This window comes from Streptomyces sp. NPDC127595 (assembly GCF_042671685.1).
Taxonomy (GTDB): domain Bacteria; phylum Actinomycetota; class Actinomycetes; order Streptomycetales; family Streptomycetaceae; genus Streptomyces.
In genome coordinates this window covers 14,363-31,152 of sequence record NZ_JBHXWK010000002.1, presented here as the reverse complement: position 1 = coordinate 31,152, position 16,790 = coordinate 14,363, and the positions used below count along the sequence as shown (strand labels likewise).

Here is a 16,790-nt window from a genome sequence, read left to right as displayed (position 1 = left end):
CTCACCCCGTACAGGTGATAGCCCCGGCACGCGCTCCACCTGCGGCAACTGCACCGGCCCGAGGGGCTCGCCGAGGACCGTGCCGTCGGCGCGACCCTGGAACAGCGCCTCAAGCAGCGCCTCAAATAGGCCGGCGCTCCAGAGCACGCAAACAAACACAGCAAACAAATACATCTGGAAGATCAGTGCGTCACAAAGATCTTGAACGCGATGATCAGCAGGCCCAGCAGCAGATTCACCGACGCGGTGACGGTCACCAGGCGCCACGAGGCACCGGCACGCCGCGCCGCGGCCGCAGACCAGCCCACCTGGCCGGCCACGGCGACGGAGAGCGCGAGCCAGAGGGCGCCCGTCACATCGAGGCCGAGGAGGGGACTGACGGCCACAGCCAGGGCAGGCGGTACCGCCGCCCTGACGATCGGCCACTCGTCACGGCACACCTCGAACACGATCCGACGGTCCAGGCGGTGCTCCGCCAGGCGCGCCCCGAAAAGGTGGGCGTGCACATGCGCGACCCAGAACACCACGCCGGTGAGCAACAACAGCAGCACCAGCTCCAGGCGCGGGAACGATCCCAGTGCGCCGGCGCCGACCACCACCGAGGCGGCGAGCATGGACCCGTACACCCCACCGGTGTAGTCGGCACGGGCCCGGCGCTCCTCGACGCGGCGCGCTCGGTCCGTGACCTGCTCCGCCTTGGACATCGCGGCCCTCCCTCGAAGTCAGCCGGCCGAGCCGAGTGCATCGGCCGGTGCGCCGGTGTCGGACCGCTTCGGACGGTCGGCCCGCCGGTTCGGCAGATGCGGTGTGACCAGGAAACTGACCAGGGTGATTCCACCGGTGGCGAGGATCGCCGCCTTCAGACCGTCCAACTGCGCCGACGCGTACGAGTCCGCGAGGGCGTCGACCTCGGGCGCCGGCAGCCCGGCCCGTTCGGCCGCCGAGCGCACCTGCTCGGTCGGCACGAAGGTGATCCCTGCTTCGAGGGCGACACCGGTCTGCTGACGGGTTTCCTCCGACAGTCGCGGGTGGTTCTCCACCTGTGTGGTGAAGGCGTGGGCGAGAGCACCGATGAGCAGCGAACCGATGAGCGCGGTACCCAGTGCGGAGCCCAGGTTCTGGGCCGTGAACTGCAGTCCGCCGGCCTCGCTGCGTTCCTCCTCGCTCACGCTGGACTGCACGACGTTGCCCAGTTGGGAGGCGAGCAGGCCCATACCCACGCCGAGCAGGGCCATGGCGCCGGCGAACTGCGCGTCGTCGATGACCGGGTCGATGGTGGCCAGCAGCCACACGATGGCGGCGGCCAGGGTTGTCAGAGCCAGTCGGACCACCCGGCGCGGTCCGGCCACCCGCGCCAGCCGTGCGGCGCACATCGAGGCCGCGAGCATGGTCACGGACACCGGGAGCAGCCGCAGACCGGTCTGGAAGGCGTCGAACCCCTGAACCACCTGCAGGTACAGCGGGATGGTGAAGAACAGCCCCAGCAGGATGAGGTTCTGGCTCAGCAGTGACATCAGGCCGGAGCGCAGCGCGGGCTTGCGCAGCAGGGGCAGATGTACGAGGGGCTCGGCACCGCGGGCCTCCCGTCGCCGCTCCCAGTGCACGAAGACGGCCAGTACGGCCACCCCGACGCCGATGACGAACAGCGTGGGCGCGAAGCCCACAACGGTGAAGGGCGGATTGCGGGGCTGGACCCATCCCCAGGTGCTGCTCTGCAGCACGCCGAGCACACCCAGCGCCAGCCCGGCCGCCGAGAGCACGGCGCCGACTCCGTCGAGCCGGGGGTGCGGACCGGTACGGGGCGATTCCGTGATCGCCCGGTGGAAGCACAGTACGGCGATGACGACCACAACCTCGCCGGCGAACACCAGCCGCCACGTGAGGTACGTCGTCACCCAGCCGCCAAGGAGCGGGCCGACCGCGATCCCGGCCCCGGCGAGTCCGCCGATGACCCCGTAGGCGACGGCCCGGTCCCGACCGCGATAGGACTCGGCCACCAGGGCCGCCATGGCCGGCAGCACCATCGCGGCACCGAGCCCTTCGATGACCGACCAGCCCAGTATGAGGACCCACAGGGTGGGAGCCACGGCAGTCAGGGCCGACCCCGTGCCGTAGACGACGAGGCCCGCGAGGAAGAGGCGGCGTCGGCCGAAGATGTCTCCGAGCCTGCCGCCGATGATCATGAATGCCGCCATGACCAGCGCGTACAGCGTGATGACGGCCTGGATGGCGGTGACCTCGGTGTCGAAGTCCTCGACCAACTGGCTGATCGACACGTTCATGACGGACGTGTCGAGAACCATCAGGAACTGAGCGGTACCCAGGACGATCAGCGCCCGCCAGTGCGTCACGGTGTCCACCTCGCCGAGTCGGCCCGGGACGGCGGCGAAGTCGGCCGGGCAGCGGCGGAGAAGTTCCCAGCCGCCACCCCTATCGCAGCCGACGAGCTCCCCCTGCGCCTCACCCCCCACGGGCGAGCCCGGCCGAGCCCGCCCACCGCAGGGCTCACTCCACGGGTTCACTCCACGGGTTCACTCACGCCCAGACGGTCACAGCAACCGCAGCTCTCGCGCGCGGCGCACCGCGTCGTAACGCCGGCTCACCGCCAGCTTCCGGTAGACGCTCTTGAGGTGGGTCTTCACCGTGTTCACCGAGACATACAGGTCGGCGGCGATCTCGTCCGTCGACATCATCTGGGCCAGCCGTCGCAGCACATCCCGCTCGCGTCCGGTCAGCTCCTCCACGACAGGCGCCGGTGACTTGTCCTCGGTCGGGGGCGGTCCGCCGTCCGGTGGCGGGCCAGGAGTGAGCCAGCCCGCGGCCAACCCCCGCAGCGGTACGAGGCCCAGCAGCGGCCGGATCCACGGCCCGGCCTCGATGAAGGGACGCCGCAGCCGCTCACGCCGGGCCTCGTGGAGAGCCTGGCGAACGAGCCTGCGCGAGGCGGTGACGTCCCCCGCCTGGTGGGCGGCCCGCGCCCGCACCAGCGAGGCCCGGACGGTCACCGCCGGTCCGATGCGGCCCTCGGGGCGCAGGCCGTCGAGCAGGTCGATCGCCGCGGCGGGCCTGCCCGCGGCGAGCTGAGCCCGCGCGGCCCCCACGACGCATGCCGCCTGGCCGTCGGGCACCGCTTGCAGCAGCTCGGCGGCCGTCTCCGGCCTGCCCTCCGACAGGTGCACGGCGGAGGCGACCAGCGCGGATTGCCCCACTGCCCAGGGGGAGACCACGTCGGCTGCGACCGCCGGTTCCGCCACTGCGAGCGCGGCTCTGGTGTGGCCGTTGGCCGACAGCAGGCCTGCGGTGGCGATGGCCCGCCCCGCTTCCGTCACCGGGTCCCGCATCTCGCGCTGCGGGCCGGCCGCCGCGTCGAGGAGACCCCGGGCCTCAGCCAGTTGGTTCCGGTCGACGGCGACGGCCGCCAGGACCAGTAGCCCGAGGCCGGAGCCGGACTCCTGAGGCAGACTGAACCGCTCCGCCGTGTGCATCGCCGCCAGCGCTTTGCGTTCCGCTCTGCCGAGCCAGCCGTTCAAGTAGTCGATCAAGGCCAGATGTCCCAGGGCCTCCCCGCGCGGGAGTGCCGTCGAAGCTCCCCCGGAGCAGCCGACCGCCGTGGTGAGGGCGGCACGGGCGTCGTCGAAGCGCCCGGCCCACAGCCGCGTCGAGCCAAGATGCGTCATCAGGAGGGCGGTGAGTTCGGGGTGCCCTTCCAGAAGGCGGGTGGGCATTCCCTCCTGGAGTTCCTGGGCCGCCGCCGCGGCCGTTTCCGCCCTTCCCGGCGAACCGGTCAGCCGGGCCGCCAGGGTTTCCAGGAGGGCACAGCTCAGCCGGGCCGCCGCGAAGCCGGGTGAGCCGCCCTGCGCGGGCACCGGCTGCCCCGCCAGGCCCTGCTCGGCGTGCCGCAGGTGGGACAGGCCGCGGTCCAGGTCGTACCGGGACAGCTCGCGGGCCGCACGGACGAGATCCGTGGCGGGGCTCGTGGCCTCGGGCCCCATCCGTGAGAACAGTTCGGTCAGGTCGTCGCAGCGCAGGCCGGTGAAGAGCTGCCCGATGGCGAGATCGTCGACGAGGGCACCGGCGGTGAACTCCCAGTCGCCCGCGGCCGCACCGTGCCCGAGTGTCTCCGCGAGGGATCCGGAGCGCCGCAGCGATGCTGCCGCCCGCCGGTGGAGTTCGGGCTCCAGGCCGGGAGACTGTGCCCGCAGTTGGGCACGGAGGATCTCTCCGAACAGCGGGTGGAGGCGGTACCAGTCGTGCCCGAGGTGCTCCACGAACGCGTTCTCGCGGTGCAGTGCGGCCAGGACGGACGCGGCATCGGTGCGCTCCGTCAGCGCGTTCGCCAGTTCGGGACAGAAGCGTTCGAGGACGCTGACCCGCAGCAGGAGGTCCTGCGTCGGGGGGCTCTGCCCCTTGAGCACCTCCGCCAGCAGGAAGTCGGCGACTGTGGTGTGGTCGGCCTCGAACTCCTTCAGATACGTCTCGGGATCCGGGTTCTCCCGCGCGGCCAGGGCGCACAGCCGCAGTCCGACGGCCCATCCCCGGGTCCGCTCCACGAGCGCGCGGGCGGCGTGCACGGGAAGGCGCAGCCCGTGCGACTCCAGCAGCACGGCCGCTTCGTCGGGGGTGAAGGCCAGCTCCGCGTCCCTGATCTCCGTCATGTCGCCGGCCGCTCTGTAACGGTGCAGCGGCAGCAGCGGCTCGGTGCGGGTGACCACGATCAGGCGCATGCCCTGTCCCGAGTGGTGCAGGACGAACTCCAACTGCTCCGCGATCTCCGGGTCGGTCACCCGCTCGTATCCGTCGAGCACCACGATGGCGGGCCGGTCCCGATCGCTCAGTTCGGCGGCAAGTCGTACCAGGAGCGTGTGGTCGACGCGGCTCGGGTCGGCGGGGAAACCGACCTTGGCGGACAACGGCACACCGGAGACGCGCAGGGCCTGCAGCAGATACGCCCAGAACGTTCCGCACCCCTGGTCCGCGTCCGTGGTGAGCCAGGCGACGGGCGTGTCCCGTGCCGCGGTCCAGTCGGCGGCCAGCAGTGTCTTGCCCGCCCCGGCAGCTCCGTTGACCAGGGTCAACGGAGTCAGAAGTGCCTGATCGAGGTGCCTGACCAACCGCTCCCGGCGCAGGAAGGTCGCGGGCCGCGTCGGTATCGCGAACCGCGTACGCAGAAACGGGTCTCCCTGGGGATCGGTGCGCGGCGCGGTCGCTTCCGGACCGTCTTCCGCCAACCCGGCCATGGAACTCACCGCCACTGTTCGTCAGCTCATGGGCAGCGCTCCCTCCAGCATCCCAGCGTTCCCGCGCATGTGCGCGGGATCCGGCCCCTCGCCCCAGCGTTCGCGCGCATGTGCTTGCCGGGCCCGGCCTCTCGTCCGGCGGAGCGATCGACGACCGCCGTGCACTCCGCCGAGTCCGTGGAAAGGCCCGTCCTCAGTGGATCGCGTCCATCTGGTGATCCAGCGAGAGAGCGGCCGTGATCAGCGCCAAGTGAGTGAAGGCCTGCGGGAAGTTCCCGAGTTGCTCGCCCGTCGGACCGATCTCCTCGGCGAACAGACCCGCGTGATTGGCGTACGTGAGCATCTTGTCGAAGGCGTACCTGGCCGGACCGAGCTGTCCCGCCTGCGCGAGCGCGTCGACGTACAGGAAGCTGCACAGGGAGAACGTGCCCTCGCTGCCACGCAGTCCGTCCGGAGACGCCTCCGGGTCGTACCGGTGGACGAGGCTGTCGGAGACGAGTTCCTCTTCCATCGCCTCCAGCGTGGACAGCCAGCGCGGATCCTTCGGCCCCACGAATCCGACGGTGGGCATGAGCAGCAGGGAGGCGTCGAGGGTGGTCTCGTCGTATTGCTGGACGAACGCCCGGCGCTCCGTGCTCCAGCCGCGCTCCATGACCTGGCGCATGATGTTGTCCCGTGCAGCGCCCCATTCCACGAGGTCGGCGGGCCGGGCGAAGTCGCGTGCCATCCGGATGCCCCGGTCGAAGGCGGTCCAGCACATGACGCGGCTGTAGGTGAAGTCCCGCTGCCCGCCCCGGGTCTCCCAGATCCCCTCGTCGGGCCGGTCCCAGGCCTTCACCAGCCAGTCGAGCACCCCGGACAGGGCCTTCCAGCCGTCGTACGGCGGGACCTCGCCGGAGTCCTCGGTCGCCTGCGCCAGCGCCAGCGCCGCCTCACCGTAGATGTCCAGTTGCAGCTGGCCGGCGGCGCCGTTGCCCACCCGTACCGGCGCCGATCCCCGGTAGCCCTCGAAGTGGTCGAGAGCCTCCTCCGGCAGGTCCGGTTCGCCGTCGATGCGGTACATGATCTGCAGCGGCTCACCGCTCACGGTGCGGCCCGCCCGGACCCGGTCGCCGAGCCACTTGCGGAACGCGTAGGCCTCCTCGATGTAGCCGAGTCCCAGCAGCGCACCGACCGACAACGAGCCGTCACGCACCCAGGTGTAGCGGTAGTCCCAGTTGCGTGTGCCGCCGAGCTGCTCGGGCAGCCCCATGGTGGGCGCCGCGACGGGTGCTCCCGTCGGCGCGTACGTCAGCAGTTTCAGGGTGATGGCCGACCTGTTCACCATGTCCTGCCAGCGTCCGCGATACCGGCTGCGGCGTACCCACGCATGCCAGAAGTCCCGGGTCCCCTTGAACAGTGTCCGCACGCCCTCCTCCGTCAGCGGTGGCACGGGCGCGTCGTCCGCATCACCCACTGTCAGCAGTACGGCGGCGAACTCGCCCTCGGCCAGGGTGAGTTCACCGCGTACGTCGTCCCCCTCCCTGCTCCACCGGATGGGACCGGCCGTCCGCAGCGACGCCTGGGCGCCGGGAGCCTCGAAGCGGACCGCGTCCTCGCCCACGTCGGTGCGGTGCCCGGCTCGGCCGTAGTCGAAGCGGGGCCGGCACTCCAGGGTGAAGCGGACCTGGCCACGGGTCACCCTCAGGATCCTGACCAGCCGGTGCCGGGCCGCCGCGCGCTCCGGATGCTCCACCGGCATGAAGTCGATCACCTCGCCCACCCCCGCCTCCCCCAGGAAACGGGTCACCAGGATCGCGGTGTCCTGCAAGTACAGCTGCACCGGCGGGCGTTGGGTATCGGCGGCGACGGTGAAGTGCCCGCCGCGGTCATGGTCGAGGAGCGAGGCGAACACGCTGGGCGAGTCGAACCTGGGCGCGCACAGCCAGTCGACCGTGCCGTCGGAGGAGACCAGCGCGGCGGTCTGCAGGTCTCCGACCAGCCCATGGTCCGCGATCGGGGGATATCGTCGCATGTCGGTGTTCCCTTCCGGCCGGATCGTCCTGGGGACCCGGGCAACCCGGGCACCGTGGGCCCCGCATCTGCCACCCTCGCCGCGCCGGGGCGCGCCCGGCCTCCCCCGCCACGGGTGAGTTCTCGGACATCAGCGCGTCCGGCGCTCTGCGGGTGCGGTCGAGCCCACCGCGGAGCAGGCTGGAAGCGCGCCCGGAGATGGGGCAGCCGTGCGCCGGACCAAGCGCAGTGGGAGCTCGGAGGTGGTCGCCGTGGCGCACAGCGATCCCGGCCGGGACGTGGACGAGACGGCACTCTCGATGCTGGAGGCGCTGTTCACGCAGTCACCGATCGGGCTCCACCTGCTGGACACCGACCTTCGGGTGGTGCGGGTCAACACCGCCACTCCCCTCATGCGCGGAGTGCCCCTGGGCGACCTGCAAGGACGCCCGGTCCGCGATGTCTACGACATCGTCGAAGGCAGCGATCTCGAGACACTCCTGCGCGAGGTGCTGGACAGCGGAGTCCCCCTCCTCCAGCGCGTCGTCCGGGCGCGCGTCAAGGGGAACCCGCCTCAGGAGCGGCGCTTCGAGATCAGCGCGCTGCGCCTGGAGAGCCCACGCGGGTCCGTGCTCGGTGCGGCAGTCACCGCGATCGACGTCACCGAACGGGAACGGGCCCGCACCCGCACCGAGGTGCTGGCCGCCGTACGCCGACAGGTGGGACGCACCCTGGATCCGGCCGTGACCGGCGAGGAGCTCGTCCCGACCGTGGTCCCCGCGTTCGCCGACATCGCGATCGTGGAGGTGGTGGAGGCCGTGATCCGCGGCGACGACCCACCGCACGCCCCGCTGCCCGCGGGCACGCCCCTGATGCGCACGGCGTTCCGCAGCAGCCGGGCGCAGCCGCCGCAGGCCCATCCGGTGGGCGACGTACGCCGCCTGCCGGCCCCGACCCCTTTCACCCAGGCCCTGGCCGACCTGAGTCCCCGCGTGGTCGCGCTCCACCCGACCGCACCGTGGCTCTCCGTCGATCCCCCGCGCGCGGAGGCCATCCACTCATCCGGCGCCCATTCCCTCCTCGTCGTCCCCCTGGCACTGCGCGACTCGGCGCTCGGCGTGGTCAGCCTGTACCGAAGCGGAAACTCTCCCCCGTTCGACGAAGGCGACCGGGAGCTCGCGGTCGAGCTGGCCACCCACACGGCGTTGTGCATCGACAACGCGCGGCGCTACACACGGGAGCACACGGTCGCCGCGACGGTCCAGCGCCAGCTGCTGCCCCGCCGCCCGGTGACCCACCCGTCGCTGGAGACCGCCTACCTCGCCATCTCCGGCGCCGACCCCGGTGCCTGGTACGACACCATCGCCCTGTCCGGCGCCCGCACCGCCCTCGTCGTCGGCAAGGTGTCGGGGCGCGGCCTGAACGCGGCCGCGACCATGGGGCAGCTGCGCACCGCCGTACGCTCCCTGTCCGCGTTCGACCTCGCCCCCGACGAACTCCTCGCCCGTCTGCACCACACGGCGGGACAGCTCGCCGCCGAACGGTCACACCTCCCGTTCGGCGATCCACTGCGCCGGGAGGCGCTCACCGCCGACTGCGTGTACGCCGTACACGACCCCCTCACCGGCACGTGCACGATGGCGGCAGGGGGTCAGCTGGCTCCCCTCGTCGTGCGCCCCGACCGCACGGTCACCGGCCCCGGCGCACCTGCCGGGCCGCGGCTGGGCACGGCGGAGGGCGCGCCCTTCGCCGCCGTCGACATCGAGGTGCCGGACGGCAGCGTCCTGGTGTTCACGAGCGATCCGCTGCTCACCGCGTATCTCGCCGAACCCTCAGGCCCGTTGCCGTCGGCGCCGGACTACCGCGAGCGCCCGCTCCAGGACCTCTGCGACGCCCTCGTCTACGCCCTCCCGGCAGGTCTGGGCGCCGGCGACGCCGCGATGATCGTCGCGCGCACCCGGTCCTTCCCGCCGGACCGGATCGCCGCGTGGCCGCTCGACCCCGACCCCGCGGCCGTGTCCCTCGCCCGACACCGCACGCGCGGACAGCTCGCGGCGTGGCACGTGGACGACGAGACGGCCTTCAGCACCCAGCTCATCGTCAGCGAACTCGTCACCAACGCGGTCAAGTACGGCAGCCCGCCACTTGAGCTCCGCCTGATCCATGACCGCACCCTGACCTGCGAGGTACGGGACGCCGGCGCGGCCGCACCCCACCTGCGCCACGCCGGCACGGTCGACGAGGACGGACGCGGTCTCTTCATCACCGCGCAGCTCGCCCAGACGTGGGGCACCCGCTATACGGCGCCGGGCAAGACGATCTGGACCGAGCAGGCACTGCCCGGCGTCACGGGGCCTGACGGCGTGGGCTGACCCCCAAATGTCCGGACCGGGGAGCACCTCCGCCCAAAACCGAGCCAGCACAACGGAATTGGCCTTGGCGGACTGTTTCGCGGAGCGGTTAGCGTCGCTCCCATGCGGATTCGAATCGTCGACGCGTTCACCGACCGCCCCTTCGCCGGCAACCCGGCCGGGGTCCTCCTCCTCGACCCGGCCCCGTCCTTCCCGGAAGACACCTGGCTCCAGAACGTGGCGCGGGAGGTCAACCACGCCGAAACGGCGTTCACCCACCGCCTCCCCGAGGGCGCCGACGCCGACTGGGCGCTGCGCTGGTTCACACCCGTCGCCGAGGTCGCGATGTGCGGGCACGCGACGCTGGCGACCGCCCACGTGCTGCACACCACGGGTGCCCACGAGGGACCCGTACGGTTCGCCACCCTCAGCGGCGTCCTCATCGCCACGCCCCACGAGGACGGTTCCATCACGCTGGACTTCCCCACCGCGCCGCTCACCCCGGTCGAGATCCCGGACGGCGTCGCCGAAGCCCTGGGCGCCGAGCCGCTCGCGGTCTTCGACACCGGCCCGAACATCGGCGACCTGGTCATCGAGGTCGCCGACGAGAAGACGGTCCGCGGCCTCACCCCTGACCACAAGGCCCTCGCGCGGTACTCGGTACGCGGCATCATCGCGACGGCCCGAGCCGAAGACCCCTCCCAGGGCTACGACTTCGTGTCCCGCGGCTTCTTCCCGAACCTCGGCATCGACGAGGACCCGGTCACCGGCAGCGCCCACACAGCCCTCGCGCCCTACTGGTCCGAGCGCCTCGGCAGCCCCGACCTCACCGGCCTGCAAGCCTCCGCCCGCTCCGGCCTCGTCCGCACCGAACTGCGCGGCGACCGCACGCTCCTCACCGGCCGCGCGGTCACGGTCATCGACGGCGAGCTGCTCGCGTAACAGAGCAGAAGGGGCGTACGAGAATGCCGTACGCCCCTCCAACATCTCCGCGCGCGCCCTTCAGTGCGGGGTCATGCCGTGGGCAGCCAGCCCACCTTCCCCGCCAGCAGCGCGTAGCCCACGAAGGCCCCGATGTCGAGCAATGAGTGCGCCACGACCAGCGGCCCGACGCGGCCCCAGCGCCGGTACAGGTAGACGAAGACCACGCCCATCGCCATGTTGCCGACGAAGCCGCCGATGCCCTGGTAAAGGTGGTACGAACCACGCAGCACCGCGCTCGCCACCAGCGCGGTGACCGGCGTCCAGCCCAACTGGCCCAGGCGGCGCAGCAGATACCCGACGACGATCACCTCTTCGAGGACCGCGTTCTGGATCGCGGACATGATCAGCACGGGGTACTTCCACCACACGTCCGGCAGTGCTTCGGGCACCACCGTGAGGTTGGCGCCGAACCCCCGGGCCGCCAGATAGAAGGCGATGCCCGTGCTGCCGATCCCCGCCGCGATCACGGCCCCGCGCCCGAGGTCCGGCCAGGGGCGCGAGCGGTCGAAGCCGATCACGCGCAGCCCCTCGCGCTCGCGCAACAGGAAGTGTGCGACGAGCGCGACCGGCACCAGCGCCGACGCGATTCCGAAGAGCTGCCAGGCCAGATCAAGCCAGGGACGCCCGGGCGCGGCCGAGGCGTTGAGGGTGGCCGCCTGGTCCTTGAGCCCCCCTGGCTTGGTGGCCGACCCGACAAAGCTGATCAGCGCGGAAACCCCGCTCGCACCGAGCGAGAGTCCCAGGACGAGCAGCGTCTCGTCCCGGAAAATTCGTCGCGTCAGCCCCTTCGTCGGAAAAGAATCGGCCACCGCCCCTGCCTCCACCTGCACTCCCGCCTCCAGTTGAGTAATCCCGCCTCATCCCCATCTTCCCCCCGCTAGGGTCTCGAAAGAAGTTACGAAGATCGTGCGCGACTGGCCGTCGGGGGGACGGGCGCCGTACGGGGCGTACCTCCCCTTTTACCTGCCTTGCGACCGTTTCACGGCTCAAGGCTCAACAGGGAGGCACCACCTTCATGGGACGTCACAGCTTGCCCGACGAGTACGGGGCGGGCACCGCCGACCCCCGACCACGCGCGCGCCGTCGCACAGTGGCCATCGCGACGGCGCTCGTACTCACGGTGGCGGGGGGCACGGCGGCCGCGGCGCGCGGTGGCCTGCTCTCCTTCGGCTCCTCCTGCCAGGACGACGCGGTGCACGTCGACATCGCCGTATCGCCGGACCTGGCACCCGCTCTCACGGCTACGGCGGACTACGCCCGTGAGCGCGACATCACCTCCGACGGCCGCTGCCTCGACGTCGGCGTGACCGCCCGCGAGTCGTACAAGGTCGCCGACGCGCTGCTGACCGGCAAGAAGTCCGACGTCCAGGCGTGGGTGCCCGACTCGAACCTGTGGGTGCAGCGCGTCACCGGGGACAACGACGCGACCCAGGTGAGCGATGTGGGCAACGTCGCGTCGTCTCCGGTCGGCGTCGCGATGGTCCCGACGGCCGCCAAGTCGCTGGGGTGGCCCCAGAAGACGTACACCTGGACCGAGTTGGCCGGCGCCACGATGACGAGCGACCGCCTCAAGCTCGGGGCCGCCGACCCGGCTCGCAGCGCGACAGGCCTGCTCGCACTGACGCAGCTGAGCACCGCGGCGGGACAGACCGAGGGCGGCGACACCCAGGCGGCCGCCATGGCCGAGGCACTCTCGCAGCGCACCTCCGACAGCGACAGCCAGGTCCTGGACACGCTCCCCCGCGACTCCTCAGGCACCGAGCAGGGCAACCCGAAGCGGAACCAGGCGCTGATCCTCTCCGAACAGGCGGCCTTCGCCCACAACTCCTCGGACGACAGTCCCGACAGCCTCGACCTCTTCTACCCCAAGGACGGATCGCCGCAGCTCGACTACCCGTTCACGCTGGTAGACGAGGTGCGGCTGAGCACCGACGAGAGTCGCGCGGCGCTGCGGTTCATGGCGCTGCTCGGCGAGCCGGAACCCCAGAAGGTCCTGGAGAGGCACGGCTTCCGCACCGACGACGAGAACCCCTCGGCCGCACTGGTCACCGCGGCGGGCGGTCGCGCCCCACAGCCTTTCGCCCGCGCCGCGGCCGAACCGGCCTCGACGAAGGCGATCGAGGAAGCCCTCGGCATGTGGACGATCACCGTGCAGAGCGCCCGGATCACCACGGTCGTCGATGCCTCCGCCTCCATGACCGAGCCGGTGCCGGGCACCGACCAGTCCCGGATGGATGTCACCAAAGCGTCGCTGTTGCAGGCGCTCGCCACCTTCACTCCGGAGGACGAGATCGGGCTGTGGAGGTTCTCCACCCGTCTCGACGGCAACCGCGACTACCAGCTGGTCGTGCCGACCGAACGGCTCGGCGGCGCCGTGGGCGACGGCACCCAGCGGGACAGGCTGTCGGCCGCGTTCAGCGCCCTGGAGCCCGTCCCCGGCGGGGCGACCGGCCTGTACGACACGACGCTCGCCGCGTACGAGGCGGCCACGTCCTCCTACGAGGAGGAGAAGTTCAACGCGCTGGTCCTGCTGACCGACGGCGTCAACCAGGACCCCGGAAGCATTTCGCGCTCGGCCCTCGTCACCAGGCTGCAGGAGCTCACCACCCCGGAGCGCCCGGTGCTGCTGATCGCGATCGCGGTGGGCCCGGACGCCGACCAGGCGGAGGTCGAGGAGATCGCCCAGGCGACCGGCGGCTCCGGCCACCAGGTCAACGACCCGTCGCAGATCCACTCGGTGATCCTCAAGGCGATCGTGGCGGCGGGCAGCCAAGGCTGACGCCCACGGCCACTCCAGGACCTCCGCTTTGGAGACGGGCAGCAGGCACCCACCGCCACTCCGGAACCCTGCCTCTCAGCTCACGAAAAGGCGATCACGGAGACGGACAGCCGTAGTTGACGCCCACCGCCACTCCAAGCCCCCACTTCTCAGCTCAACGAAGCCGGCTCCGGCAAGCCCACCGGCCAGGTGTGCACGGGTTCCCCGAGATGCATCAGCTCGCCGTAGCGCCGCGTGGTCGCGGCCAGCGCGACATCCCGCGCCAGCCCCTTCTCCAGCGCCCGGTGGAAGGTCGCGGCCTGCCAGCTCGCTCCGTTGACCCGCAGCCGGCAGCGCTCCTCGATGACGCCCAGGTAGAGGTCCCGGTCGGCGGGCTCGATCCCCCACGCGTCCAGTCCCGCGGCGGCGAGCGGCAGCAGCTCGTCCCGTACCAGGGCGACGGCCTCGACCTCGTGCGTCCCGCCGTACCGGCCGCGCCCGGGCCACTCCAGGCGCGCGTCGATGCCATGGCGGCAGGCGGCGTCGAAGTTGGCGGCCGCCGAGGCGAAGGGCAGCCGCGTCCACACGGGCCGCGGCTCCTCGGCGAGGGCGCGGACGAGCCCGTAGTAGAAGGCGGCGTTGGCGATGACGTCGGTGACGGTGGGACCGGCCGGCAGCACGCGGTTCTCGACGCGCAGATGCGGGACGCCCTCGGCGACGCCGTACACAGGCCGGTTCCAGCGGTACACCGTGCCGTTGTGCAGCACGAGTTCGGCGAGCTTGGGGATGCCCCCGGCGTCGAGGACACCCAGCGGGTCCTCCTGGTCGCCGATGGGCAGCAGCGGCGGGAAGAAGCGCAGGTTCTCCTCGAAGAGGTCGTAGGCGGACGAGATCCACCGTTCCCCGAACCAGGTGCGCGGCCGCACTCCCTGGGCCTGCAACTCGGGCGGCCGGGTGTCGGTGGACTGCTGGAACAGCGGGGGCCGCGACTCGCTCCACAGCTCGTGACCGAAGAGGAAGGGCGAGTTGGCACCGACCGCGACCTGGGCCGCGGCGACCGCCTGCGCGGCGTTCCACACATCGGCGAACCGCCCCGGGGTGACCTGGAGGTGCAACTGCACGGAGGTGCAGGCGGCTTCGGGCGCGATGGACTTCGACGTACAGACGAGGCGTTCCACTCCCTCGATGTCGAGCGTGAAATCCTCGCCGCGGGCGGCGACGATCTGGTCGTTGAGCAAGGTGTAGCGGTCGACGTCCGACAGGTTCGAGGAGACCAGGTCGTCCTGGGCGAGTGTCGGCAGAATGCCGATCATCACGATTCCGGCGTCGACTTCCTTCGCCTTCCTGTGGGCGTATGCGAGGGAGGTACGCAGCTCCTCGGCGAGCTGGTCGAATACCCGGCCGCCCAATCTGTGTGGGGCTATGTTGACTTCCAGGTTGAACATGGCGAGTTCTGTTTGGAAATCGCGGCTCGCAATCCTTTCCAGTACCTGCGCGTTCATCATTCTGGGCGTGCCGTCGGTCCCTGCGAGATTCAGCTCGATCTCCAGGCCCATGAGGTTCTTCGGGCGATCGAACCGCTCCTCCGCCAGCAACCGCGCCAGCCCCGTCAGACACTGCCGGAGCTTGTCGCGGTAGTGCCGGCGATCGGACAGGTCGAACAGCCCTGCCTCGACCTTCTCTCCCATCGAAGCGTCCTTCCTCGGATGGGCAGGCCGTTACTCCGGCCTCTGGCGTCCCGGGTCACCGGGGATAATGCCCAGGCAACGCGATCGATAACGTCCTGGAGGCACCCGCTGCCCGCTACTCTGGACTCGAGTACCCACAGGCACATTCACCAGGCATGAACCAGCGCCCGGTTTCGTTCCGAGGCGATCTCGTGAAAAACGCCGACGAGAATCGGCCGACCGCTCCGACGAAGCATTCCGAGGTCATCGCCGCGCTTTCGCACAGAACCAGGATAAACCTCTCGTTTCGGCGACCGAATAGTGCCTTGCCCTTCATATGTGGGACGACTAGACGAAACACCGCGTGAACACGGCTCGTATAAACTCCGCGAACGAGGCAGAGAGTTGGCGCTCGCGGTCCTAGGTCCTGCTGTCCAGGTGCCACGCGGCAGGCGACACATTGTCGGCGGATCCAGATCCCTCGCCCCTTCGGCCCCGAGAGCTGACAACGCCGTCCGCCCCCTCCCTCGCGCCACCTTGCCTGTCGAACGAGAGGCGACCCATCATGCCGCTGCACCTACCCCCGGCTCCCGCGCCGGCCCTGCGCTCCGTCCTCACGGCACTCGGTTCCCCCACCGCCGTCCGGGAGGCCCGTACGCCGTCCCTGCGTATGGCTCAGGGACCCGTCACACCCGAACTCCCGCTGCCCGTACACATCCTGGACCGCATCGCCCCCGCGGGCGCGTCCGCCACCCGGCTCACCGGGTGGCGCTTCCTGATCCGCTGCGGCGACCGCATGGTCGCGGCGGCCGACACCATGCTGACCCCCGACGGCTGGGCCTTCTCACGCTTCTTCGAGGGCCCGTACATCGCCGCCACCGAACGCGCGCTGCGTCAGGCCGAGGCCATGAAACAGCCCTACCAGGCACGTCTCCTCTCCGTGCCGGAGCTGTACATGCTCACGCTCTGGCTGCACGGCAACACCACCGCGGACGGCGCCGACGGCCACCCCGCCGCCACCGACATCCTGGTCCCGCTGGCACCGGCCCCACCCGGCATCGCGGCACACCGCCCGCACCGCGTCGCCGAGCTCCTGCCGGTCCTCACCCACCGGCTCACTCCCGCACCTCTGCTCAGCTCCCCCGCGTAGCACCCGCACGCCGGCTTCCGTGCCCCGCCACCGTTCCCTCGGCAGCGGGGCACGTCGCTCGTTCGGGCCCCATACCGCTCGTACGAGGGAAAACGCAGCCCGCTCCCGACCGGACTAGCCCTATTCGGCCACCGCGAACCACCCGAAAAGACGGCACAGTTGGAATGAACCGTCCGCACGGGTGATGCGTCATCAACCTGTGAGGAGTGCTGCCGCTAAATCCCTGCGGATTGACGCCCGTAGGGCAACACTGGGTTCCAAACCACACAGCAACGGGGGGCGGCCATGACCACATCGAGCCGCGGGACAGACACCACAGCCATCACTCACCTCTCAACCCAGCGAAAGATCCCACCAATGTGCCAGCACAAGACGCCGTGTCCGACAGCCGAATCCGCCGACCGGGAGTCCGCCCGTCTCGTGGCGCACCACCCGGAGCAGGGGTGGAGCCTGCTGTGCAACGGCGTTCTGCTCTTCGAGGACACCGGTGAGCTCCTGCCGGACGGCCAGATCATCGCCCCGCACCGCCCGCTGGGCAGCGAGCACGTGATGACGGCGGCCTGAACCGCACCACCGGGCGGCTGCGGCAGAGCCACCCAGAACATAGAGGGGCCGGCCCGGAGACGCATTCTCCGAACCGGCCCCGACGCG

General features: G+C 70.9%; 11 protein-coding genes. 5 read left to right on the top strand and 6 right to left on the bottom strand.

What is annotated here, in order from left to right:
• Positions 1-182: 182 nt before the first annotated feature.
• The 4 genes from ACFVKT_RS06510 to ACFVKT_RS06495 all read right to left on the bottom strand — a co-directional run bounded on the left by ACFVKT_RS06510 (position 183) and on the right by ACFVKT_RS06495 (position 7,251).
• A complete protein-coding gene (locus tag ACFVKT_RS06510) occupies positions 183-704 on the bottom strand; it encodes a hypothetical protein (protein WP_385728239.1) in 522 nt (173 codons plus the stop codon).
• A gap of 18 nt (positions 705-722) precedes the next feature.
• A complete protein-coding gene (locus ACFVKT_RS06505) occupies positions 723-2,351 on the bottom strand; it encodes an MFS transporter (protein ID WP_385728237.1) in 1,629 nt (542 codons plus the stop codon).
• A 198-nt stretch (positions 2,352-2,549) separates the two neighbouring features.
• Positions 2,550-5,237 carry a LuxR C-terminal-related transcriptional regulator gene (locus tag ACFVKT_RS06500; protein ID WP_385728235.1) on the bottom strand — a complete coding sequence of 896 codons (2,688 nt, stop codon included), beginning with the start codon at positions 5,235-5,237 and terminating at the stop codon, positions 2,550-2,552.
• 193 nt (positions 5,238-5,430) lie between these two features.
• The gene (locus ACFVKT_RS06495) at positions 5,431-7,251 is read right to left on the bottom strand and encodes a glycoside hydrolase family 15 protein (RefSeq protein ID WP_385728233.1); all 1,821 of its coding nucleotides are present in this window, start codon (positions 7,249-7,251) and stop codon (positions 5,431-5,433) included.
• A 208-nt stretch (positions 7,252-7,459) separates the two neighbouring features.
• On the opposite strand from ACFVKT_RS06495, the gene ACFVKT_RS06490 reads away from it, so the two are divergent.
• Both ACFVKT_RS06490 and ACFVKT_RS06485 read left to right on the top strand, forming a co-directional pair.
• Positions 7,460-9,601, top strand: coding sequence for a SpoIIE family protein phosphatase (locus tag ACFVKT_RS06490; RefSeq protein ID WP_385728231.1), 2,142 nt, complete (start codon positions 7,460-7,462; stop codon positions 9,599-9,601).
• Between the two features lie 102 nt (positions 9,602-9,703).
• Positions 9,704-10,522, top strand: a complete 819-nt coding sequence (locus tag ACFVKT_RS06485) for a PhzF family phenazine biosynthesis protein (RefSeq protein WP_385728229.1) — start codon at positions 9,704-9,706, stop codon at positions 10,520-10,522.
• Positions 10,523-10,593: 71 nt separating this feature from the next.
• Here the strand turns inward: ACFVKT_RS06485 and ACFVKT_RS06480 are convergent, their stop codons facing one another.
• The gene (locus ACFVKT_RS06480) at positions 10,594-11,394 is read right to left on the bottom strand and encodes a CPBP family intramembrane glutamic endopeptidase (protein ID WP_385728227.1); all 801 of its coding nucleotides are present in this window, start codon (positions 11,392-11,394) and stop codon (positions 10,594-10,596) included.
• 185 nt (positions 11,395-11,579) lie between these two features.
• Between ACFVKT_RS06480 and ACFVKT_RS06475 the strand changes: the two genes are divergently transcribed.
• A complete protein-coding gene (locus ACFVKT_RS06475; protein ID WP_385728225.1) occupies positions 11,580-13,343 on the top strand; it encodes a substrate-binding and VWA domain-containing protein in 1,764 nt (587 codons plus the stop codon).
• Positions 13,344-13,492: 149 nt separating this feature from the next.
• On the opposite strand, the gene ACFVKT_RS06470 is transcribed toward ACFVKT_RS06475, so the two are convergent.
• A complete protein-coding gene (locus ACFVKT_RS06470) occupies positions 13,493-15,010 on the bottom strand; it encodes a glutamate--cysteine ligase (RefSeq protein WP_385728223.1) in 1,518 nt (505 codons plus the stop codon).
• Between the two features lie 544 nt (positions 15,011-15,554).
• Here ACFVKT_RS06470 and ACFVKT_RS06465 point away from each other — a divergent pair.
• Positions 15,555-16,139 carry a hypothetical protein gene (locus ACFVKT_RS06465; protein ID WP_385728221.1) on the top strand — a complete coding sequence of 195 codons (585 nt, stop codon included), beginning with the start codon at positions 15,555-15,557 and terminating at the stop codon, positions 16,137-16,139.
• A 357-nt stretch (positions 16,140-16,496) separates the two neighbouring features.
• Entirely contained in the window at positions 16,497-16,703 is a 207-nt protein-coding gene (locus tag ACFVKT_RS06460; protein ID WP_384388244.1) for a DUF5999 family protein, read from the top strand.
• The last annotated feature ends 87 nt before the right edge of the window (positions 16,704-16,790 follow it).